The 19,113-nt window shown below is 64.4% G+C and carries 23 protein-coding genes; 6 read left to right on the top strand and 17 right to left on the bottom strand.

All coding sequences use genetic code 11. The annotated features are described in order from the left end of the window. Positions 1-141: 141 nt before the first annotated feature. Positions 142-975 (bottom strand): EthD domain-containing protein, encoded by an 834-nt coding sequence (locus tag BJ987_RS21330; RefSeq protein WP_245366066.1) that lies wholly within the window; start codon positions 973-975, stop codon positions 142-144. A gap of 255 nt (positions 976-1,230) precedes the next feature. Between BJ987_RS21330 and BJ987_RS21325 the strand changes: the two genes are divergently transcribed. Continuing rightward, positions 1,231-1,506, top strand: a complete 276-nt coding sequence (locus BJ987_RS21325; protein WP_209892950.1) for an SMI1/KNR4 family protein — start codon at positions 1,231-1,233, stop codon at positions 1,504-1,506. 364 nt (positions 1,507-1,870) lie between these two features. Here the strand turns inward: BJ987_RS21325 and BJ987_RS21320 are convergent, their stop codons facing one another. Beyond that, on the bottom strand, positions 1,871-2,116 hold the full coding sequence (locus tag BJ987_RS21320) for a hypothetical protein (protein WP_209892948.1): 246 nt from the start codon (positions 2,114-2,116) through the stop codon (positions 1,871-1,873). 138 nt (positions 2,117-2,254) lie between these two features. Here BJ987_RS21320 and BJ987_RS21315 point away from each other — a divergent pair, with 138 nt between their 5' ends. The 4 genes from BJ987_RS21315 (at position 2,255) to BJ987_RS21300 (ending at position 5,948) form a co-directional block, all read left to right on the top strand. After that, positions 2,255-2,818, top strand: coding sequence for a nuclear transport factor 2 family protein (locus BJ987_RS21315; protein WP_209892945.1), 564 nt, complete (start codon positions 2,255-2,257; stop codon positions 2,816-2,818). A gap of 317 nt (positions 2,819-3,135) precedes the next feature. After that, a complete protein-coding gene (locus BJ987_RS21310; protein WP_209892942.1) occupies positions 3,136-3,801 on the top strand; it encodes a hypothetical protein in 666 nt (221 codons plus the stop codon). Between the two features lie 336 nt (positions 3,802-4,137). Then, complete coding sequence (locus BJ987_RS21305) at positions 4,138-4,722, top strand: DUF4760 domain-containing protein (RefSeq protein ID WP_209892940.1); 585 nt, start codon at positions 4,138-4,140, stop codon at positions 4,720-4,722. An 833-nt stretch (positions 4,723-5,555) separates the two neighbouring features. Next, positions 5,556-5,948, top strand: coding sequence for a beta-sandwich lipoprotein (locus BJ987_RS21300; RefSeq protein WP_307869704.1), 393 nt, complete (start codon positions 5,556-5,558; stop codon positions 5,946-5,948). 152 nt (positions 5,949-6,100) lie between these two features. Here BJ987_RS21300 and BJ987_RS21295 read toward each other — a convergent pair whose 3' ends face one another. Beyond that, the gene (locus BJ987_RS21295; RefSeq protein ID WP_209892938.1) at positions 6,101-7,024 is read right to left on the bottom strand and encodes an NmrA/HSCARG family protein; all 924 of its coding nucleotides are present in this window, start codon (positions 7,022-7,024) and stop codon (positions 6,101-6,103) included. Between the two features lie 102 nt (positions 7,025-7,126). On the opposite strand from BJ987_RS21295, the gene BJ987_RS21290 reads away from it, so the two are divergent. Next, entirely contained in the window at positions 7,127-7,708 is a 582-nt protein-coding gene (locus BJ987_RS21290) for a TetR/AcrR family transcriptional regulator (protein WP_209892935.1), read from the top strand. Positions 7,709-7,858: 150 nt separating this feature from the next. Here BJ987_RS21290 and BJ987_RS21285 read toward each other — a convergent pair whose 3' ends face one another. From BJ987_RS21285 to BJ987_RS21220, 14 genes are all read right to left on the bottom strand, one after another. Next, positions 7,859-8,719, bottom strand: coding sequence for a universal stress protein (locus BJ987_RS21285; protein ID WP_209892932.1), 861 nt, complete (start codon positions 8,717-8,719; stop codon positions 7,859-7,861). A gap of 30 nt (positions 8,720-8,749) precedes the next feature. Next, complete coding sequence (locus tag BJ987_RS21280) at positions 8,750-9,658, bottom strand: universal stress protein (protein WP_209892930.1); 909 nt, start codon at positions 9,656-9,658, stop codon at positions 8,750-8,752. Between the two features lie 127 nt (positions 9,659-9,785). After that, complete coding sequence (locus BJ987_RS21275; protein ID WP_307869703.1) at positions 9,786-10,274, bottom strand: Dps family protein; 489 nt, start codon at positions 10,272-10,274, stop codon at positions 9,786-9,788. 118 nt (positions 10,275-10,392) lie between these two features. Then, a complete protein-coding gene (locus BJ987_RS21270; RefSeq protein ID WP_307869702.1) occupies positions 10,393-11,508 on the bottom strand; it encodes a baeRF11 domain-containing protein in 1,116 nt (371 codons plus the stop codon). 115 nt (positions 11,509-11,623) lie between these two features. Continuing rightward, complete coding sequence (locus tag BJ987_RS21265) at positions 11,624-12,481, bottom strand: universal stress protein (protein WP_209892927.1); 858 nt, start codon at positions 12,479-12,481, stop codon at positions 11,624-11,626. Positions 12,482-12,601: 120 nt separating this feature from the next. Next, a complete protein-coding gene (locus tag BJ987_RS21260) occupies positions 12,602-12,739 on the bottom strand; it encodes a hypothetical protein (RefSeq protein ID WP_209892925.1) in 138 nt (45 codons plus the stop codon). 145 nt (positions 12,740-12,884) lie between these two features. Beyond that, positions 12,885-13,358, bottom strand: coding sequence for a TetR/AcrR family transcriptional regulator (locus BJ987_RS21255; RefSeq protein WP_209892922.1), 474 nt, complete (start codon positions 13,356-13,358; stop codon positions 12,885-12,887). A gap of 274 nt (positions 13,359-13,632) precedes the next feature. Then, positions 13,633-13,848, bottom strand: a complete 216-nt coding sequence (locus BJ987_RS21250) for a DUF397 domain-containing protein (protein ID WP_245366065.1) — start codon at positions 13,846-13,848, stop codon at positions 13,633-13,635. After that, complete coding sequence (locus BJ987_RS21245) at positions 13,845-14,714, bottom strand: hypothetical protein (RefSeq protein ID WP_209892919.1); 870 nt, start codon at positions 14,712-14,714, stop codon at positions 13,845-13,847. The genes BJ987_RS21250 and BJ987_RS21245 overlap by 4 nt, the downstream gene beginning before the upstream one ends. A gap of 8 nt (positions 14,715-14,722) precedes the next feature. Further along, complete coding sequence (locus tag BJ987_RS21240) at positions 14,723-15,340, bottom strand: hypothetical protein (protein WP_209892917.1); 618 nt, start codon at positions 15,338-15,340, stop codon at positions 14,723-14,725. Further along, positions 15,337-15,951 (bottom strand): hypothetical protein, encoded by a 615-nt coding sequence (locus BJ987_RS21235; protein WP_209892914.1) that lies wholly within the window; start codon positions 15,949-15,951, stop codon positions 15,337-15,339. Before BJ987_RS21235 ends, BJ987_RS21240 begins: the two co-directional genes overlap by 4 nt. Further along, a complete protein-coding gene (locus BJ987_RS21230; protein ID WP_307869701.1) occupies positions 15,948-16,634 on the bottom strand; it encodes an ABC transporter ATP-binding protein in 687 nt (228 codons plus the stop codon). The genes BJ987_RS21235 and BJ987_RS21230 overlap by 4 nt, the downstream gene beginning before the upstream one ends. A 71-nt stretch (positions 16,635-16,705) precedes the next feature. Next, complete coding sequence (locus tag BJ987_RS21225; RefSeq protein WP_209892909.1) at positions 16,706-17,788, bottom strand: FecCD family ABC transporter permease; 1,083 nt, start codon at positions 17,786-17,788, stop codon at positions 16,706-16,708. After that, entirely contained in the window at positions 17,769-18,839 is a 1,071-nt protein-coding gene (locus tag BJ987_RS21220; RefSeq protein ID WP_209892906.1) for an ABC transporter substrate-binding protein, read from the bottom strand. Before BJ987_RS21220 ends, BJ987_RS21225 begins: the two co-directional genes overlap by 20 nt. Positions 18,840-19,113: the final 274 nt, after the last annotated feature.

Below are 19,113 nucleotides of genomic sequence, written 5' to 3'. Positions count from 1 at the left end.
GCCGCCCGGTAGTGCCGGGGCCCGCGCAGCTCGAACCGGGCAGGGCGGGCTCGTGAAAGATGAGCGAGCCGAGGGCCTTTGGCGCCAGCCGAGGCACGCTCGTCGGCAGTACAGGATGTTCTGCGCGGCAGCCGATCGGCTTCAGGTCAGGGGATACACATAGCGGCTGGTGGGAACCAGATCCAGGTTCAGGTGGGCGCCGAAGGAGACGACGCTTTCCATCATGCGCGTGACTCGCTGCTGGAGGTCGGCGTCGTCTGCCGCACCGTAGAAGGCGTGGACGCTGGTCATGGCAGCCATCGGGAACAGTTCCTCGACCAGGGCATCCACCCGCCTGCCCGCGGTGATTGGTTCGCGGACGGTGTTCTGGACGTATCCGAAGGTGTCCTGGGTTTCGATGGCAACCGTGGTGTGCAGATCATGCCAGCGATGCAGCCATTCCTCGCGGGTGAGGTCGACGGGGATGCGCAGGAGCGCGAAGTTCGCGAGCGCGTCGGTACGCACACCACTCTCGACCGGCGGAGGAACGATAGGGGTGCGCTCATCCACAATCCACCCATCGACCTCCTTTGCCACGGAAGACAGTGCCGCAGTGATGGATTCGTGCGCCGCCTCTGTCCACACACTCACAATGGCGGCAATCGGCTCGTCATAGGTCGTATGCCGCACCTGCGCCGCATCGACATCCGCATCGCAAATATTCACCTGCAACTCGGTAGCCCCGGCCGCCGCCAGCTCGCGCCGCAACTCAGCGCTGTGCAACCACTCACCCAAACCGTCGGCCCACAGGGCAAACATCAGCTTCATCCCGAAGTCCTTGCCGCAGATCACCATCGATCCGCCCACCGTAACCCCGCAAAGGCCCGCTGTAACCGGTTCCAGCTCACCGTCCCACCCAGCGGATTCCGATCCGATCCGCCCGCACATATTCACCACCGGACGGAACCCGCTGGCGGGCGTGGACAGCGTGCTCATGACATAAGCGGCGGCCCACACGCGGGGTTCGGGTACGCCGTCGGGTAGCGGCGGAACACCAGGGACAAAGACGCCGAACTCGTCGGCAGGTACTTTCAGGGACTGGAGATACCTGCCTGTTATCGCCAGCCGCAGCGTACCGCTGCAGCTCGGCGTCAACTGCCATGGACCGACTGTACGGGTATACGGCGGTAGTCCCTGGCCCGAGATGGCGCACCAACCACCTGGTCCACCGACCACATTGCGGTCTCGTCAGTGGCCGCCATCGGCCGCACGGCCACCTTCAGCCTCAGCGGCGAAATGGGTAGCCGCTTCTGGCTCGAGGAGTGGGGATATCCCGACATCGGGATCTATTTCGCGGATTGCCCGTCGGCCGGCCACGACATGATCGCACTGGACTACCGCAACGGTGACGAGCCGAGCGTGGTCCATGTCGACCAGGCAGTCGGCTATCGAATCACCACTCTCGCACCTGATTTCGCCACATTCGTCCACGGCCTCGTCCACGAAGCAAACCGCGACAACCCGTAATTCGGTGGCCGCCCGGGCGCCGAAGTGCGCAGACAGAGAACCGGATGTGAGTGGTCATCGGCGCTACCAGATGTCCTGCGCCGCAGCAGCTCTGGTCTGTCAACGGCCGCAGCGTGACCGCTTCGCTCAGCGCGCACAGCGGCAATATAAGACGTTCACGACCCCCAATAAATCTCCCAAACTCCGTCGGCCCCCTCGTGGATGCCCTCGAAGTAGACGTGATGCACATCCACGCCGCCGTACCACTGCGACTGCTGGCGAGTTCGTCGTTCCGTCTCGGCGATCGCAGTTACAAGGTCACGCACTGTGAACCACTTACCGTTGGACGCTCGGTGTTCAACGGGATCGCCGAACCCCCGCAAGTTCAGCACCGGCGATTCGAGCACGACGCAGTGAACTCGTCAGTGGTCAAATCTCGAAAGTCCTCATCTTCGAACACATCCGGTGTAAACGAGACGTCCTTGATCGCCGCAGTCGCCGATGCGCGCTGATTGACCAGATTCGCGGCGATACTTTCAGTCGGTTCCGTCAGCTCGATCGCCAACTTCCCGGACAACGCATTGAAGAACTCCAGTGACATACCGCAGATGGTGGCATCAAGCACCGACATCTAGCGCACGCCTACTGACCATCGATACACACATCGGCAATATGGTGCCGCTCGCTGACGCGCACCCAGCGGCTGTGCGGGCGTCGCGGCGGGACGAGGGTTGACCTTGACCATGCGTCAGGGTTGGAGGCTGGCCGCATGACTAACAACGTCGCTTCCTCTGACCGACTCCGCCATACACTCCTGATCCTCGCGTTGCCATTGGCGCTGCCGGCCGCCGCATGCTCGACCAACGCCACCGCGACCGAGGAGGATCCCACTCGGCGTCAACTGCGGGAACTGCTGGACCGTCAGGCGATCCATGCCTTGGTCGACCGCCTCGCAACCACCGTCGACGAAGGCCGATTCGACATGTTCACCACGATCTACACCACCGACGTGACGGCCAAGTCTCCCGGCGGTGAGGCGCAGGGACGTGACGCCGTGATCGCGCTGGCCAGCCGGAACCATTCGAACGAACGACGAGAGTTGCACTACATCAGCAACGTGCAGATCGACTTGGCGGGCGACCGGGCGGCGGTCCGGGCGAACACAATCTTCGCGATTGTTCCGACCGCCACCGTTGCCGGCAGCATGGCCCCGGAACCGGTATTCACATCGGGTGGGCCCTACCGATTCGATGCCGTCCGCACCCCCGAAGGCTGGCGATTCTCACGCGTGGAAACCGCGCCTGTCTGGACCACGGGCACTCTGCCGTCCTGATCCGGGGACAACGATCCCGAACTGCTCACCGCAGATGATGCGCGCACGTCGGCATGTTCGGATGTCCTGAGCGGCAGCGGATCTCATCCGCCGACCGAGCGCTCAGCGGCATGACCGGCTATCCCAGACCGACGCAATGTCTGGCTCAGGTAGCAGTCCAACAACATGCTGCCCAGGCCCGCGGGCACTGGTCGTTAAGGCCGACGACTGCCAACCCAGAGGCTGACACTGCCGCGAAAATCTCGTTCAGCGAGCGACGTCTGCCGATACGATCGCGTCGGTACTCGGAAAGTCTCGCTGTTGACGAGGAGGTTTGCGTGGGTGGCTGGATGAAAAAGTACGCCAAACACTTTGGGGCATTCCTGGTCGCGGCGATGATCGCTGCGGCAACGCTGCTCATCGGTCCCAACTACGGCTGGTGGCAGGCAGGAGTCGCTGTGCTGACTGTAGGCACCGTCGCGACGGCGGCCCCGATAGTTTTCTCTTTTCTCAATTTTGGCGAGCTCAACGACCCAGGAGAATGGTTCTCGTCTGCAAGTCAGCTAGGAACAGAACAGTCAAGGGTCTTGGAGCACTATTCAAGAATTCATGGAACTCTGCGGTTTTGGAAGAACCGAGCTGCGGCGTATCATCGCCTGCATCTAGCGCGCGTCTTCTGGAGTCTCTTGTCCGCAGTCCTGTTGCCAGTACTTATCCAGCGGTTCGAGCACGCAGACGGTTGGTCTGTATTGTTTATGACGGCTTTCACCACGTGGACTGGCTTAGTGGTAGGAATCGCCTATACGTTCAAAGCGGAAGAGAAGTATCAGGGCCTTCGGCAGCAAGAATCGGACTTTTACGACGTGTGCAGACGCCTTCTGGATACGACAAGTGCAACGGACCAGAACCTGAAACAGAAGGTAGACGACTACATCGAAGTAGTCAGTTTGATCAGGCGAACTGCTCGGCGTGTAGAGACCGGAAGCCCTCCGTCTGCACTCTAGCCCTAACCTCCACCCCGTGCGGAGAGGCCAGTTCGCGACCGAGCGACTCCTTCCCCGAACAACGAGGCAGTCGAGCGCACTCAACTCGGCATTTGTCTGCGTCGGGAAGCCCTGTCGACCAGAGATCTGAACGAACGCCCAACGCGCACACCGCGGCATCACGCTCAGAAGTTGACTTGGCACATGCAGACCTTGACGGTGCGCACGCTACCGCCGGAGCAGCAGTCTGAGATCTCCACTTCTTCCCGAACCGCGCGGAGGGAAGTTGCCGCGTACGATTGGACTGCAGCGTGCTCAGCCGTGCGGTCTGGACACACAGGCCCAAAGGGGTGGAGTTTGGACGCAACGATCCTAGTGAGCGCCCTCGCAGTCGTGGTTTCCGTTGCCGCAATGGTGGTATCCATCATGGTCGGCACGAGGCAGGCACGCTTGGCCAAAGACGCCAACCAACTACCTGCCGTGATCAACTTGCTGACAGAGTTCCGGTCAGTGGCGTTTCACGATAACTACCACAAGGTCATCTCCGAGTTGGATCCACAGAATCCATCGAGCCTCGGAATCAGCGACTTGCCTGAGGATCTGCGCGCAGCCGTCGTGGATATCGGCTACTACTTTCAAACGTTCGCCAGTCTGTTCGCCTTGGGCATTCTGGATGAAGCAAGCACGATGGTGATGCTGCACCACAGGTTCGTGGCCGTCTGGGAGGCGATCGCACCTTACGCGGCCGTTGAGCGCGCCAAACCGTACAGCGACGGCCATAATCTCGCGATGCTGGAATTTTATGCTAACCGGGCGCGAGCCGTACCGATTGGCGCCATGTCCCGGTTGCTTCGCAGAGACGAAACGATACGACTGGCCCGCCAACACCTTCGACGAGCGGGGTCGCCGGCTCGGCTGCCTCCACCGAGCGGCGATAGCTGAACCGGAAGTTGCCGAGGTATGAAGTGCGCGATGCTCAAATGTTCCGGCACGTCGAGAAGACTGGCCTTCAGTTTCGAACGCACACTCAATTCGGCACTATCGTGCGTTCGCCCACCCTGCGTGAATTGGCACCCATCCAGACCGACGTAATTTATGCGGCGGCCGTCCCCGCATGACGCGACGGCTCGTTCGCCTGTCAGCGCACGAGCGCTGGCCTGACTCGAATCAGATGCGAGCGGGCACAAAGCCATCGGCGGTTGCAACCGCGACCCCGACACGCCGGGCGGTCGTTGACGGCATCCAGGCCGCGTACATTCCACGACCGCATCACCCGGGTCATGGGTTCGGATGGGACCGGGAACGCCTACATCGAGTGATTCTTCGGGCAGGTACCCCAGCCTGACGTCCGACGAGCTTTCGACTTCTGGAATACCACAGCCTCAGGCACCGGGAGACGATGCTCAACCCGGAATTCCGTTGCGCTGGTGTGGATATCGGAACTGGCATCGGTACTGTGCCGGACACCGGACAAGCGGGGACATTCCACTATTACGTGATGAACTTCCACGCCGCCGATAGGTCGTGCCGCCGGCCGAAACCTCCTGGCTGCCCTCGCCGGTCACGCATCGGCCATCGTGCTGCTTCCAGCGGCACGCGGTCCCATCTTCGGTTACGCACCGCCGGACAACCACCGCAGCCCACTGCGAGGACTCCGCTGCCAAGGGATCCCGAAAGGTTCGGCCACGACGCGGAATACATCGTTGTCGAGGTCCGGGAGGTATAGCCGCGACCGTGGCGCCTACAACCAATAGCGCAACAAACAAGGAGAACTCGTGAGTTACCTCAGAACGTCCGTCATCGTCGCAGCGGCAGCCCTCATGGGCGGTGCCGCGCTATCGGGCTGCTCCACCGACGCCGATGTGGTGTCGGACAACATCAGCAAGGCCGCCGACCAGTTCGAGATCGCACGCCGTGTCGTGTTCGTCAACGGCATCACCGACAAGTACCTCCTCTCCATCGAGGGGCGATGCAACATCAGCGACGACAGCAATCAGCTCGAGGTCGTCTGCAAGACCGCCGGCGGGGAGTACAAGAAGCATTTCCTCGGCCTGAGCGACAACGTCACGTATTTCGTGGAGCAGCTCGAGCCCGCGAATGTCAGCGCGGACCACTACCGGGTGATCTTCAAGCCCGAGGTGATCGTGCCGGACGTCGACCGGCCGTGACCGCCGACGAATCTGATCTGGCACATCGGCAATTCGACTCGGCCGATCGGCCACAGGGTTGAGTTCCGCTTCCTCCGCCAACCTTCGGCGGAAGCTTCGCCAGTTGAGTTCCAGTGCAGGGGGATTCGGACCGTGCGAGGTCCGGAGTCGGGTCAGGCATCGGCTCGCATGTGCCGCTGTGCCCATTCTTCAAAGGTGGTGAGCGGGATGCCCAGGTCCCTGGCGTACTGCGGGCGGCCCGGCTGGCCGGCCACGTTCAGCCATTCCAGCGCGGCGGCGAAGCTTGGCATTGCTGCGGCGAGCGCCTGCTCCTCGGTCATGTCAGGTGCGGACAGATGCGCGCCCAATACGCGGGAAAGGACCTCGGCGATCTCTGTCATCGAAAGGTAGTCGCTGGCCAACTCCAGCTCGATCCCGTCGAATCGCTCCGGTGCGGTGATGGCTGCGGCGGCCGCGCGGCCGATGTCGTCCACCGCGACCAGGGACAACCGGGTCTCGGGGTTGAGGACGCTCACCAGGCCGCCCTCGATACCGCGCGGGAACATATACCCCGCAGACGGCAGGAAGTTCTCCATGAACGTGCCCGGCTTCAGTAGCGTCCAATGGGCGAACCCCGCCGCGCGGACCCGATCCTGGATCGCGCTCTTCGCGCTCAGGGTGGGTTCCATCGACGCCCAGCGCCCCTCGGCCCAACCAGGAGTTTCGGTGTGCTGACCGGCACCGGCCACCGACGTGTGCACGAACTGCGGCACTGCGGCGGTCTTCGCGGCCTCGATGAGATTGACGCCTTGGGTTACTTCGCCGTCGAAATCGAAGCCGCCCGCGGTGATGCCGGGCATCTGCACGGAGAACACCGCGCGGGCGCCCTCCACGGCCCGCAGCACGGAATCTCGGTCGTGCAGATCACCGGTGACCAGTTCCGCGCCGCGTGCCTCGACGGCCTTGGCCCTGTCGGTGGAGGGGTCGCGGACCAGGGCGCGGACCCGAATGCCTGCCGCGAGCAGGGCGCGGGCGGTGGCGCCGCCCTGTTTGCCAGTGGCGCCGGTGACCAAGACGGGGGGTGGGTTTGTGGACATGGCGCTCCTCGGGTGCTCATCCACTAAACGGCGGGGGCCGCCATTTATGTTCCGCTACGATATGGCGGGACCCGCCGTTTTGGCAAGACCGGAGGTGATGCCATGCCCGAACAGCAGCGTGCGGACGCTCGCCGCAACTACGCGCGGGTCCTCGCCGTGGCCGAGCAGGAGGTCGCTGCCCACGGTGCCGGTGCCTCCTTGGAACAGATCGCCCGCATCGCGGGGGTCGGCTCGGCGACCGTGCGCCGGCACTTTCCCACCCGCCACGCACTGCTGGAGGCGGTCTCCCGGAAACGGATCGAGGCCCTGTGCGCCCGCGCCCACGACTTGACCGGTACAGGCGACAGCCGGAGCGCACTGCTGGAATGGCTGACCGAAGTCGTTGACTACTGCGTTAGCGCTCGGGGCCTGGCGGCTGCGCTGGCCTACGACGCCGGGTCCGATCCGGTGCACGACAACGCCTGTTCGGCAGCGCTGGAAGATGCGGGAAAACCTCTGCTGCGCCGCGCAATTCAGGACGGCGCGGTGGCGAAAAATGTCGCTGTCGTTGACCTGATCACGGTGATCGTCGGCATCGCTCTGGTCACCGAGCACCACCCCGAACCCGCCGCCCGAGCAGAGCAGTTGTTCGGACTGGTCGTGGCAGGACTGAGCCCGGTCCGAACCAACTGCGGACCGGACTGAAAGAAATAGGCTGTTGGCCCCCACTGGTCTTCCACCCCACCGTTTCCCAGTGCACCTCGTCGCTACAACGCCGCACATCGGCAGGTCCGATCAGCTGGCGCGCGCCGAGGAATGGTTCGAGCAGGCGTCACCTGGACTTGATCGGATTACCTAGCCCGGGGTGCTCGGTCTGACGATGAGGATCGGGACCTCGGCACGATGCAGGACCGCTTCGCTGACCGATCCGAGCGTCATTCTCGCGAAGCCGCCGCGTCCGCGGCTGCCCACGACGATCAGCTGTGCATCTCGGCTTTCGGTGACGAGTTGGTCGGCGGGGTCGGCCTCCGCGACGACCGGCCGCACTGTGACGTCGGGGTATTTCTGCGCGTAGCCGGCCAAGCTGTCGGCCGAACAGGCCTGGGCGAGGGCCGCGATTTCGGCCCGCGGCGTGTAGTAGCCGGGGTCGTACCAGGTGGTGACCGCGACCAGGTCGGCGTGCCGTCGCACGGCTTCATCGAAGGCTATCGCGAGGGCCGCGTTGCTGGTGGGTGAGCCGTCGACGCCCACGACGACCGGACCGGTGCAGTACTCCTCGACACCGGGGATGATCGCGACCGGGCACTGGGCGTGCCGAGCCAGAGCCGAGCTGACCGAACCGAGCAACCGGCGCCGGATTGCGCCGAGCCCACGGGCACCGACGACCACCATGCGGGCGTTTTCGGAATGATCGAGCAGCACCGGTATCGGTGGGGCATCGGTGATTTCAGTGGTAATGGTGTCGGGCGCCGCTGCCTCGGTGGCGATGCGGACCGCGAGCGCGAGCTTTTCGGCGGCCTCGCGACGAAGGGGTGTGTCGTCGATCGGCACCCGCCAGCTGAACGCGTAGTCGATGGGCAGTCCGATCGCGGCGATCAGGTGCAGCGGTGCTCGACTTCGGGCGGCATCGGCCGCGGCCCACCGGACAGCGGCTTCAGCCTGTTCGGAGCCGTCGACACCGACGACGATCGCCTGGTGGGCAGGATGTGCGGACATCTGATCCGGTCCTTTCTCCTGGGTGAAGGCTCACGGGTGTGCGACGAGAACCGGGCACTCCGCACGCTGGACCAGGAAGCTGCTGGTCGAGCCGAGCAGCAGACCGCGGAACCCGCCGCGGCCACGGCTGCCGACCACGACAAGTTGCGCCGATGTCGACCAGTGCAGCAAGCGGTCCGTCGGTCCCGAGACCGAGACGTCGCGGGTCAGCTGTACGTCGGGGTATTTCTCGCTCCAACCCGCGAGCCGCTCCGCGAGTACGGCGTCCTCCTCCGCTTCCAGGGTCTTTTGAAGAGCGGCCGCCCGGGCTTCATCAAGGATTTCGCCGTAGTGCCATTCGCTCCAGCAATGGACCGCGACCAGATCGGTGCCGCGTTCGGCCGCAGCGGCGAAGGCGGTCGCGACGGCGGCCGAGCTGACCGGCCCGCCGTCCACGCCGACCACGACCGGCCCGCTGGTGCGGGGCTCCTGGCCGGGCGCGGCGCGGATCACAACGATGTCGCCGTGGCCCCGGCTGGTGACCGCGAGCACTGTGGAGCCGAGATGTGCCAGGGTGCCCGCCCGTCCGGTGCCGCCGAGGACGACGAGGTTCGCCGACTCGGACAACTCGACCAGGAGTTTTCCCGGACTGAGGTCAGAGGTCTCGGTTTCTATTTCGATACCGGGAGCAGCCAGTAACGCCAGTCGGCGGGCGCTGTCGAGCACTCGCTCGGCCCTGGCTCCGGTGATCTGGCCGACGGGTGCGACGATGCCGGACGCGGCGATCAAGGCTTGACTTGCCGCGATATCGAGGCCGTGCGCGATGAGCAGCCGCCGCCCGCGGCGTGCGGCGATCTCTGCCGCCCACCGCACCGCCCGCTCGGCGCCCTCGGAACCATCGGTGCCGACGACGATCGGCGCGGAGGCTAGACGGTGGGGATCGTCGGGGCGGGTGCTCATCGGTCGCCTTCCGGATTGTCGCCGTTGACACTCGAAAGCTATGGGCTGGTGGGTTTTCCATCCGCTGACAACGCGAGCGCCGGTCGCGGCGTATACGTCGCGACCGGCTTCGGGGCCAACCGCGCGGTCAGCGCCGGGCTGTTTGGGTTTGGAACATCCAGTGGTGCTCTTCGAGCTTGGCGGCGATGCCGATGAGCAAATCCTGGGTGACCGGGTCGGCGGTCTCGGTGGCTTGGATGTGCTTACGCAGCTGGCGGATGCCGGCGTCCAGTCGGGACACGATCAGCTCGACGACCTCGCTGTCGGCCAGATACCCCGTCGGAAAGTCCGCGGCGTCGGCGGCGACAGTGGCGGGCCGCCCATCCGGCGAGATGCCCAGCGCGGCAGCGCGTTCGGCGACCGAGTCGGAAAACTCCCGGGCGTCGGCGACGAGTTCGTCCAGTTGCAGATGGACTGAACGGAAGTTCGGGCCGACGATATTCCAGTGCGCCTGCTTGGAGGTGAGGCTCAAATCGATCAGATTGGTGAGTGCCTCCTGCAGGACGACGCCGACAACCTTGGTTTCGGCCTTGCCGAGTGTGCCCGAGATAGCGCTTTTGGGCAGCGTTGCAGTCACGATTGCTCCTTACTCTAGGTTCGACCCTTTCTGGAACAACGCCCAAGCCTAGCCTCGTTCGAGCCAGGGGGCAGAAAACCTTTTGATCACGCAGGGGTCCGATTGCATGGACGGCGCGTCAGCCGGGCATCGGATAACGCAGGATCGCGGCAGCGGACGCTCCATCGGGAATCTCCTCGCTGCGCAGCGCCAATACCCTTCCACTGGAAGCCAGCACCCGGCGCGCGACCTCGTCGAGGACACCCGGTGTATTGATTTCGGAATCCGGGGCGAAGTCGACCGCTCCGGTATCCGGCGAAATCGTGCCGGGCTCGATGTCTTCGATGTTCAGCATGACCGTATCGACATTGCCGAAGGTCGCGGCCCGCGCGATATCAGCGACGTCCGCGGTGGCGCGACCGTCACCGCGAGATTCCTCGAATACCTGGCGGAGATCAGCGAGTTCCGCGGCATAGTGCCGATCGAGGATCTCCCGTGCCCGGCTGTCGAGGTCGACGTCGCGCAGATGTTCCGGATTTCCGGTAATCGTTTCGTCGAGCAGGCCCGGATACCGGTTGACCGCCCGGAACATTGCCCCGACCGGCTCCGGAGCAGCCAAGATCAAGGGAATGTCCTCCCCGGCCAGGGTGTCGCGCAGCGCTCGGTCCACCGCGCGGGCGTACTGGCGGATGAGCACCTTCTTGCCCTCCCCGCCCTGGATCCGGCCCTTCGGTGAGCGGTCGGTGAGCGACGCCCGGCGCGCGTAATCGGCGGCACTCGAGGGCATTTCGGGAACGCGGACATCCTGAACCGGGCTGTCGGGTGTGATCTCGACGAGACGGGCGGAGCCTTCCGACAGTGCCAGCACGAATGCTGTCTGGGCGAAAGTGGTCGCACGCAGCAGCGGCTTGAGCAAGAACCGGTTGTCCACGGTGACCGCGGCGGCGAGGCGGTTCGGGATCCGGAAGATTCGCATCCAAGTCGGGGTCGCGAAGACAACCAGCGTGTTGGCCAGAAATCGCCAGAAATCCGCATCGTCCATCAGGTCGTCGAACTGCTCCTCGAGAGCGATCCGCTTCGCTTTGTCATCGACCAATTCGACCGCTTCGCGAACCTGGTTCTGGAATGCGATGCGGTTTTCCTCGCGTGCTGCGGAGGATGGTTCGGTGGGCGTATAGATCGAAACACAACAATCACCGGTGGCATCCGCGAGCCCGGCGATTTCTCTGGACGTCGGTATATCGGTGTGCAGCACTAGCAACTCCTCTCGCAGTTCCTGAAAATCGGATCTCGATCGGCGAATCGCACAGCTGTTCCGACGATACCGGAGCATCTGCCGACCCGAGGTCGGCAGATTGGAACGACCGGTGTCAGTGGCGGGAGCGGATGATCGCGATCGGGCAGGGCGTCACCGGAAGCAGGGCTTGACCGACCGAGCCGAGGGTCATTCCGGTGAACCCGCCCGTGCCATGGCTGCCGACGACGATCAACTGGGCCGATTCGGCAGCCTCGAGCAAGGCTTTCACCGGCCGGTCCTCGACGACCATACGGGTAAGCCGCACGCCCGGGTATTGCTCGACGTAGTACGCGACCGCGTCGGCGAGCACTTGATCTGCCTGGTCGGCGGTGCGAGATCCGTTGTAGTCCAATGGATTCCACGCGTGTACCGCGACGAGGTCGGCACCGCGCCGGGATGCTTGATCGAATGCGACCTCGACCGCTCGGATACTGTCGGACGAGCCGTCGACCCCGACCACGACCGGACCGTGCGCCGTCGGAAGTTCGTGATCGGGGACGATCACGACCGGGCCACGCGCATGCCGGGAGAGGGCGGTACTGACCGAACCGAGCGCGATGCGCCGATAGGCGCCTACCCCACGGGAGCCGGCGACCACGAAGCGCGCCGTCCCGGCCAGTGCGCACAATGTCGGAATGGGCGGTTCATCGATAAGGAATGTCCGCGTCGTGACCCCACCCAATGGTGCGGCGATAGCAGCGGCCGATCGCGCGGCATCTGCCAGTGCTTGCTCGGCCGTGTGCCGGTACTGATCGTAGTAAAGCCGAGTCGGGCTGTCGTCCAACGGTGTTTCCACCGGTACGGCGAAAACCAGATGCAGAGGCGATTTATGCCGCGCCGCATCGACCGCCGCCCAGGCCACCGCCCGAATAGCGGACTCCGAGGCATCGACGCCGACGACCACCGGTCGATCGATACTATTTGTCGGCATTTTTGCACCTTTCCACTCTGTTGCGGATCGTGGGTGCTGCGGAGGTGTGCGGGCAAGGCGAACGACTGAGTTTATCGGTGTGCGTCTTCGATTCGGCCGCAGACCGCGCATATCGCAGTGTCAGCGATGCAGGACGGCGTCGCGCAAGGCGCTCGCCGCGTTGGCCTGCCCCCGCCCCGTCATCTTGATGCCGTAACCGGTCTGCACGCCCGCCTGCTCCTCGGTCGGCTTGTCCGCGCGCTCCAGACCGGGCCACACCCCGCCGAAGTCTCGTAGACCATAATGTTGAGCGCCTGCGTCGGATCGGTGCCGCGCGTTCGCGCCGGTTTCCGAACAGATACGGTGCTTTGGCCGGGGCGGTGCCCCGTGCGTGCGGACCGCAGATGAGCGGTGGGCTCGAATCCTATGCGGCCGGTCGGTCTGGCGCTGGCACCAGGCCGAGGATGCCGGTGAGGTCGCGCAGACATTCCTCGTAGACCGGTTCGCGGTCGGAGTACGCGATCAGCTGCTCGCGTAAGGATGCGGGCAGATTCGTCAGATCCGGGACCGGAAACGGGCGCGTCCGCCAGAGCTCGATCGTCAGATCCAGCAGGACCCGTTCGAATCTCTGCCCTGCCGCATGGCGTTCGGAATCCGGTTGCCGATTCGATGGCGTGATCGGGGAGGCGAAGATCCAGCCGAACTCCGCCGGGTGGGTGATCGCCCAGGTGCGCATGGCTCGGCAGACCGCCAGGATGCGCTCGCCGACAGGCGCTTCGGCGCGGGCGTCGCGAACCTGTTCCATCGCGGCGGCCAACTCGTCGAAGAAGTCCGCGGTCACCGCACCCACCAGCGCCTCGAGACCGGCGTAGTAGTGATAGAGCGACGGCCCACTCATCCCGTGCACGGACAACTCTTCCTGGCGCTGATCCTGCTCACAGCCCTGCTCGGCGCGCTCGCGGCATCGTGGCGGCGGGCGATTCGGCCCGATAGCGACCGCCGCTGAAGTCCGAGCACAGGACCGCAGTCGAGGCCGACGCTGTACCCGGATACGGCCGGGCGGGAGAACTCGACAGCGCACACTCTCCCGCCCGGGCAGCACCCGGCACGGTGAGAACAGCCGGTTGAGAAACGCGCCGGCGAACCCCCGAACTCAGGCCTATAGCACCGATTTACACCGGAATGAAACGGTTGGTGCGGGCACCCTCCAAGAAGGCCTCCCATTCCGCGGGCGTGAACACCAGCACCGGGGCGGCGTCTTCGTCTCGGGTGTTGAATACCGCGACCGACCCGTCGGACAGCATCCCGAACGCCACGCAGTCACCATTCGGTCCACTGGCCGCGGCCTTGAACATCGCGATCCCGGCCAGATCTTTCTTCTGCATCATCGCCGATCTCCTTCACCGTCAGAGTGTTTCCACACCTCGAGAACCAGCGAGGAAGACAACAATCGCCCGCCTCGCGATGTGGAATCGGAGCGAGGAAATCCACCGGGGTCTGGAGTGGATGACAGGAACCGGATCGAGCACCATGACACCCGAACCGAACCCGGCTCCCAGGGTAACAATCCAGCGAACCCCCTCGGCGCGCCCTCGTGACGGCGCGCCCGAAAACATCGGCAGCTCGGCCGGAGCGCGAATTCCGGCAGCTGAATGGTCTGGGCGTCCATGATCGGCTGACTCGTCCGCCGGCGAGCACGGGCGGATGTATCAGATCTTTTTGCAGTCGCGACCCAGGACGCGGTCGGGAAGCTCGATCTTCGTAATCTTTTGACAGAGATGATCGAAGTACGGCGTGAGGATTTTCGTCGGCGTATCACTCCTGCCTTTTTGGCGGGCGCCGCCGGACGCCTTGCAATTCTCAACGCCTTCCACTGCGCGATGAACTCTTCGACGACGAAGCCGTTGTCGGCCAACTGCACGGTCACCGTGGCGTCGCGGTATCCGAATTCCCACACGTAGCGCTCCAGCACCAGTCCGCGTTCGGGTTTCTCCAGTTCCGGGGTGACGGTGTATCGGCCGTCGGTACCGGCGCGCAGCACCATCTCGACGGCGTCGCGCCCACCCGGTCCACGAAATGCGGTCCGCACCAGCACTTCTCGACGTTGCACTACGGGTGCCAGCAATGGCAGGGCCACCCGCATCGCGGTGAAGCCGTGCGCGACTCCGCCGGGGAAGTAGGGACCGTGGTACTTCATCAACTCTTCGAAGGTGAAGTCCACATCGGTGGTGCCTTCGCGGACGATCAGCGGCATGTCATCTCCTATCGGCTTCGCGTCGCCCACAGCAACGCGGAGTACAGCAATTGGGTTGCGCCGGGCATGAAACCGGAGCCATGGTGATAAACCGGGTCCATCGTGGTGACCAGCAGCCGACCCGGCGTGCTGTGCTCGTCGATATAGAGCAGCGATCCGTCGCGCTCGCCGGTGCCGGTGTCGAGATCCACCAGGCTCACCGCACCCGGTGGCGGCTCCAGCACACCGTGGTAGTGCCAGATCACCGCGCGGTCGTCGAAGTGCGACCAGGCCGGGTGCTCCGGTTCACGCAACCGGATTCGGGAATCCTCGCCGGTTCGCCACCACCAGAAGACGGTCGGCCGGGCCTCCTCCCCCACGCCGGGTAACCATGCGCCCACGGAGTTCTCGCCGAAAACCACGACGGTCGCACCGCGTGTCAGACATTGCAGCAGTACCGGCGATCGAGGGATCAGCAAGTCCGGGCGAAGTCGATCGCTGACCACCACTACATCGGCATCGGCCACGGCGGCCGGGTCCAGTCGGCGAATATGCACCGGCCGAATTCGGTACGGCGCCAAGGCCGGATCGGCCAGGGTGGCCAACTGCGCGTGCGATCCGCCATGGAGGAAGACGATGCCGCTCATCGCTGCCCCAACCACGACAGCAGCTGTCCGGCAAGGGCACTGGTGCCACGATCGGCATCGGCGAACTGCAGGAGATCATTTCCGCCGTGTACCAGCACCTCTCCCGCGGCGAGCGGGTAGACATAGTCGATCGGGCAAGCCGTCGGTCCGATGGTGTGAATGACTCGCGCCTCGTCCGGAAGGTCGAGATAGTAACCGCGCCCGTAGAATCCGGCGACGCCGATCCGCTCGAGCTCCTCGAACGGCAGCGGTCCGGGCGTGCCGGTGTTGTACAAAAACACCCGCGGATCGAAGCCCGCCCACACCGGATGCTCCGACACGCGCGTCAGCGCGAGATCCGCGGGTTTGCGGAAGTCGAGTTTCCGCCATCGGGTGAGGCCGTCCAGGAAGACTCGCTGCACATGACCGTTGACCACCACCCGGCCGCCATCGGCGACGAAGCGCGCCAACCACTTTCGGTGCTCCGCGAGGAATTCCTGATCGATGTCCGCGGCGAGGTAGATACCGGTGACGGTGGCGAGATCGGCGTCGGGCAGATCATATACGTCCAGCTGCCGCCAGCCGGCCACCTCGGAACTGCCCGGTTCCATGACCGCACGCAGCACCGTCACGACACACCGGGGCCGAAGTCGGGAACGATCAACCGGCGCAACGCTCCCGGGGTCTGAACATCGGCGGTTGTGATGGTGAGTTCGTACAATTCGCTCAATACCTTGTCGGTCAACAGCTCTCGGGTCGGGCCCACGCGCTGGTCGTCGGCGTCGACCAGCAACACCACCCGCTCGGCGATATGCAATGCGTGGTCGGGATGGTGGGTCGTCATGACCACCGCCATGCCCTCGTCGGCGAGCGTTCGCAGCAATGTCAGTACCCGAGCTTGATTGCGCAGATCCAGCGCCGACACCGGTTCATCGAGAACGACTGTGTCGCAGTCGGATACGAGCGCCCGGGCGATGAGGACCATTTGCCGTTCGCCACCGCTGAGGCGGGCGTAGTCGCGGTCGGCAAGGTGTGTGATCCCCACGCGAGCCAGTGCCGCCGCCGCGGCGTCGCGATCGGCGCGGGTCGGCGCACCGTAGAACTTGATGCGGTGAGCACGGCCCATCAGCACGGTGTCGAGCACCGAGAACGAGAAGACAACCGCATGGCTCTGGGGAACGAAACCGACATGTCCCGTGAGGTCGACCGCACCTTCCGTAGGTGGCACCAGGCCGGACAGGCATTTGAGCATGGTGGTCTTGCCCCGAGCGTTCGGGCCGAGAACCGCGAGCACTTCCCCGGGCCGCGCATCCACCGAGACGTCCCGAAAGATCCACGGCCCCTTTCCCGAATAGCGGAACGAGATAGAACGAGCCTCGATCATCATCAACCCCACAGCTGTCGTCGATTACGAATCAACAGCAGGACGAAGAACGGCGCACCGACCATCGCGGTGAGAATCCCGATCGGGATCTCCGCGGTGCTCAGTGTCCGCGACAGCGTGTCGATCAAGGTCAGATAGGACGCGCCCAGCAGTGCGCTCATCGGCACCACGATCCGGTTATCGGTGCCGACCATCATCCGGACCAGATGCGGCACCATCAGCCCGACCCAGCCGATCACGCCGGCGACCGCCACCGACCCCGCGGTGATCAGCGCGACGCACGCGAGCAACAGCAGCCGCATACGCGCGGGCCGCAGCCCCAGTGCCTGCGCGTCCTCATCACCCATCGCCAGGATGTTCAACCGCCAGCGCAGTGCGATCACCACCGAGGCGCCGATCGCGATCGGTACCAGAGCCAGCAGCACTTTGCCGTAGCCGGCCGTGGCCAGCGAACCCAAGAGCCAGAACACGATCGCCGGGAGTTCCCGGTACGGGTCGGCGATGTAGGTAATGAACGACACCATGGCCTGGAACATCGCGCCGATGACGGTGCCGCCGAGAATGATCATCAGCAGCGGGGATCCCGGGGTGGCGCGGGATATCAGCAACACGAGAGCAAGGGCCAGCACACCACCGGCGAACGCACCGCCGACGAGGTAGGCACCGCCGATGCCGCCCATCAGCATCAGCACTCCGCCGAAGGAGGCGCCGGAGGACACCCCGAGCATCTGTGCGCTGGCCAAGGGGTTCCGGAATACCGCCTGCATGACCGCACCCGTCAAGGCCAGTCCGGCGCCGAGGATCATCGAAAGCAGCACGCGCGGTAGCCGGATGTCGAGCACCACGCTGCGTTCCTGGGGAAGCCAGGTCTCCCGAATCGGGAACACCTGGCCCAATAGCAGTCGTGCGACCTCGTTGGGCGGAACGTAATACCTGCCGACCGCCAGGGCGAAGATCGCGATGCCGACGAGGATCACACCCAGCGCGAGCATCACCGCGGCGGCCCGCCACTTCGACGGCCGCGCGACCTCAGCTGTGACGGGAGTCGCTGTCGCAGTATCGATTTCAGCCGCGGAAATGGTCATAGTTCGCAGAATTCGCGTTGAGATCGAGCCGCAGCACCTGATCGATCTCCTGCTCGGAGATCTTGTAACCGAACAGATTGTCGAAACTTGTCCGAATGTTCGCGCGCATGTCGGTGCCCGCGGTGTTCGGGTAGAGCACCTCCTGCATCCACTGCCACATCAGCGGCGATTCGATGCTGGACACCTGCCAGCGGTACGCGCCGAGGGGCGTCTTGTACACCCGCCGGTTCTGCACGGCGCTGACTCCCGCGAGCCGGGGATCGGCATAGATTTCGGCGGGCGTGCTTTCGTCGAATCCGCTGAGCATGATCACCTCGGGGTTCCAGGTGAGGATCTGCTCGGGAGTGACCTGAGCGGCGTCGGAGACGAACCCCTTGGTCACGAGATCCGCTCCGACCAAGTCGAATTGGAAGCCGTCGTATCCCTTCGGGCTCGTCGTCGAATAGGCCTCGCCGGTGCGCGAGAGGATCATGGCACGGGGCCGCGGTGTCGTTTCGGCGGCCACATCGGCACGCGTCGCGGCGATTTCCGCGTGATGCCAGCCGACCAACTCCTTGCCGCGTTCGGGCTTGCCCGCGATATCGGCGAAGAGAGTGATCCAGCTCTCCAGATCTTCCTGGGTGCCGTACTTCAAACCGACCACCGGGTATCCGGCGTTCTCGATCGGATCGATGACGTCGGGACCTCGATCACCCCACTGCACAACGACATCCGGGTCGAGTTGGAGCAGGGTCTCGATATTGGGGACGAAGTTCGATCCGGCGATGACCTTCGAGTTCGCCGAGGCCGGGAAGATGGTCGAGAACATACCGCCCTTGTTCGCCACCAGGGTCGACTGGTTGATCCCGACGATCCGGTCGTAGCTGCGATCGACCGCCGCGAAGATCGACGGTGCCGGAATGACCGCGAACGCGATCTTGTCTACGGCACCGTCTATCGTCACCGGCTTGCCGCGCTGGTCGACCACTTGGATGGATCCGGCACGACCCGTGGTCGCATCCGCGGACTCCGAGACTCGATCCGAGCATCCGGACAGCGTCGCGGTTGCCACCATTCCTACGGCGGCGATTCGCCATATCGAACGCTTTTGTGGTCTTGCGGGTGAAGAGTGCAACGCCGATCCCTATCTCACAGTTCGATTCCACTGCCCTGCACCGGTTCCGAACAGGCAAAACAGGCGGACAGGAGGTGAGGTTAGCATAAGCTAACTCGCAATCGGTGGCTTAGAACCGCGAGATGCCCATCGATAGCTGCGTGCGCCGTCATGTCCCCGGCGATCATCTCGGCCGCCGCGCGGAGGCTCTTCTCCCGCGATCCCACTGTCA

It is taken from the genome of Nocardia goodfellowii, assembly GCF_017875645.1.
Taxonomy (GTDB): domain Bacteria; phylum Actinomycetota; class Actinomycetes; order Mycobacteriales; family Mycobacteriaceae; genus Nocardia; species Nocardia goodfellowii.
Note: the sequence above shows the minus strand (reverse complement) of the source record. Positions and strands in the feature narration are given on the sequence as shown.

What these genes read in the sequence shown, in the direction of transcription:
- BJ987_RS21320 (WP_209892948.1), bottom strand. Translation starts at nt 2,116, where the DNA reads ATGTCGGTGCTTGATGCCACCATCTGCGGTATGTCACTGGAGTTCTTC.
- BJ987_RS21255 (WP_209892922.1), bottom strand. Translation starts at nt 13,358, where the DNA reads ATGAGTGGGCCGTCGCTCTATCACTACTACGCCGGTCTCGAGGCGCTG.
- BJ987_RS21280 (WP_209892930.1), bottom strand. Translation starts at nt 9,658, where the DNA reads ATGAGCACCCGCCCCGACGATCCCCACCGTCTAGCCTCCGCGCCGATC.
- BJ987_RS21250 (WP_245366065.1), bottom strand. Translation starts at nt 13,848, where the DNA reads ATGATGCAGAAGAAAGATCTGGCCGGGATCGCGATGTTCAAGGCCGCG.
- BJ987_RS21285 (WP_209892932.1), bottom strand. Translation starts at nt 8,719, where the DNA reads ATGTCCGCACATCCTGCCCACCAGGCGATCGTCGTCGGTGTCGACGGC.
- BJ987_RS21240 (WP_209892917.1), bottom strand. Translation starts at nt 15,340, where the DNA reads ATGAGCGGCATCGTCTTCCTCCATGGCGGATCGCACGCGCAGTTGGCC.
- BJ987_RS21265 (WP_209892927.1), bottom strand. Translation starts at nt 12,481, where the DNA reads ATGCCGACAAATAGTATCGATCGACCGGTGGTCGTCGGCGTCGATGCC.
- BJ987_RS21330 (WP_245366066.1), bottom strand. Translation starts at nt 975, where the DNA reads ATGAGCACGCTGTCCACGCCCGCCAGCGGGTTCCGTCCGGTGGTGAAT.
- BJ987_RS21295 (WP_209892938.1), bottom strand. Translation starts at nt 7,024, where the DNA reads ATGTCCACAAACCCACCCCCCGTCTTGGTCACCGGCGCCACTGGCAAA.
- BJ987_RS21290 (WP_209892935.1), top strand. Translation starts at nt 7,127, where the DNA reads ATGCCCGAACAGCAGCGTGCGGACGCTCGCCGCAACTACGCGCGGGTC.
- BJ987_RS21245 (WP_209892919.1), bottom strand. Translation starts at nt 14,714, where the DNA reads ATGCCGCTGATCGTCCGCGAAGGCACCACCGATGTGGACTTCACCTTC.
- BJ987_RS21315 (WP_209892945.1), top strand. Translation starts at nt 2,255, where the DNA reads ATGACTAACAACGTCGCTTCCTCTGACCGACTCCGCCATACACTCCTG.
- BJ987_RS21225 (WP_209892909.1), bottom strand. Translation starts at nt 17,788, where the DNA reads ATGACCATTTCCGCGGCTGAAATCGATACTGCGACAGCGACTCCCGTC.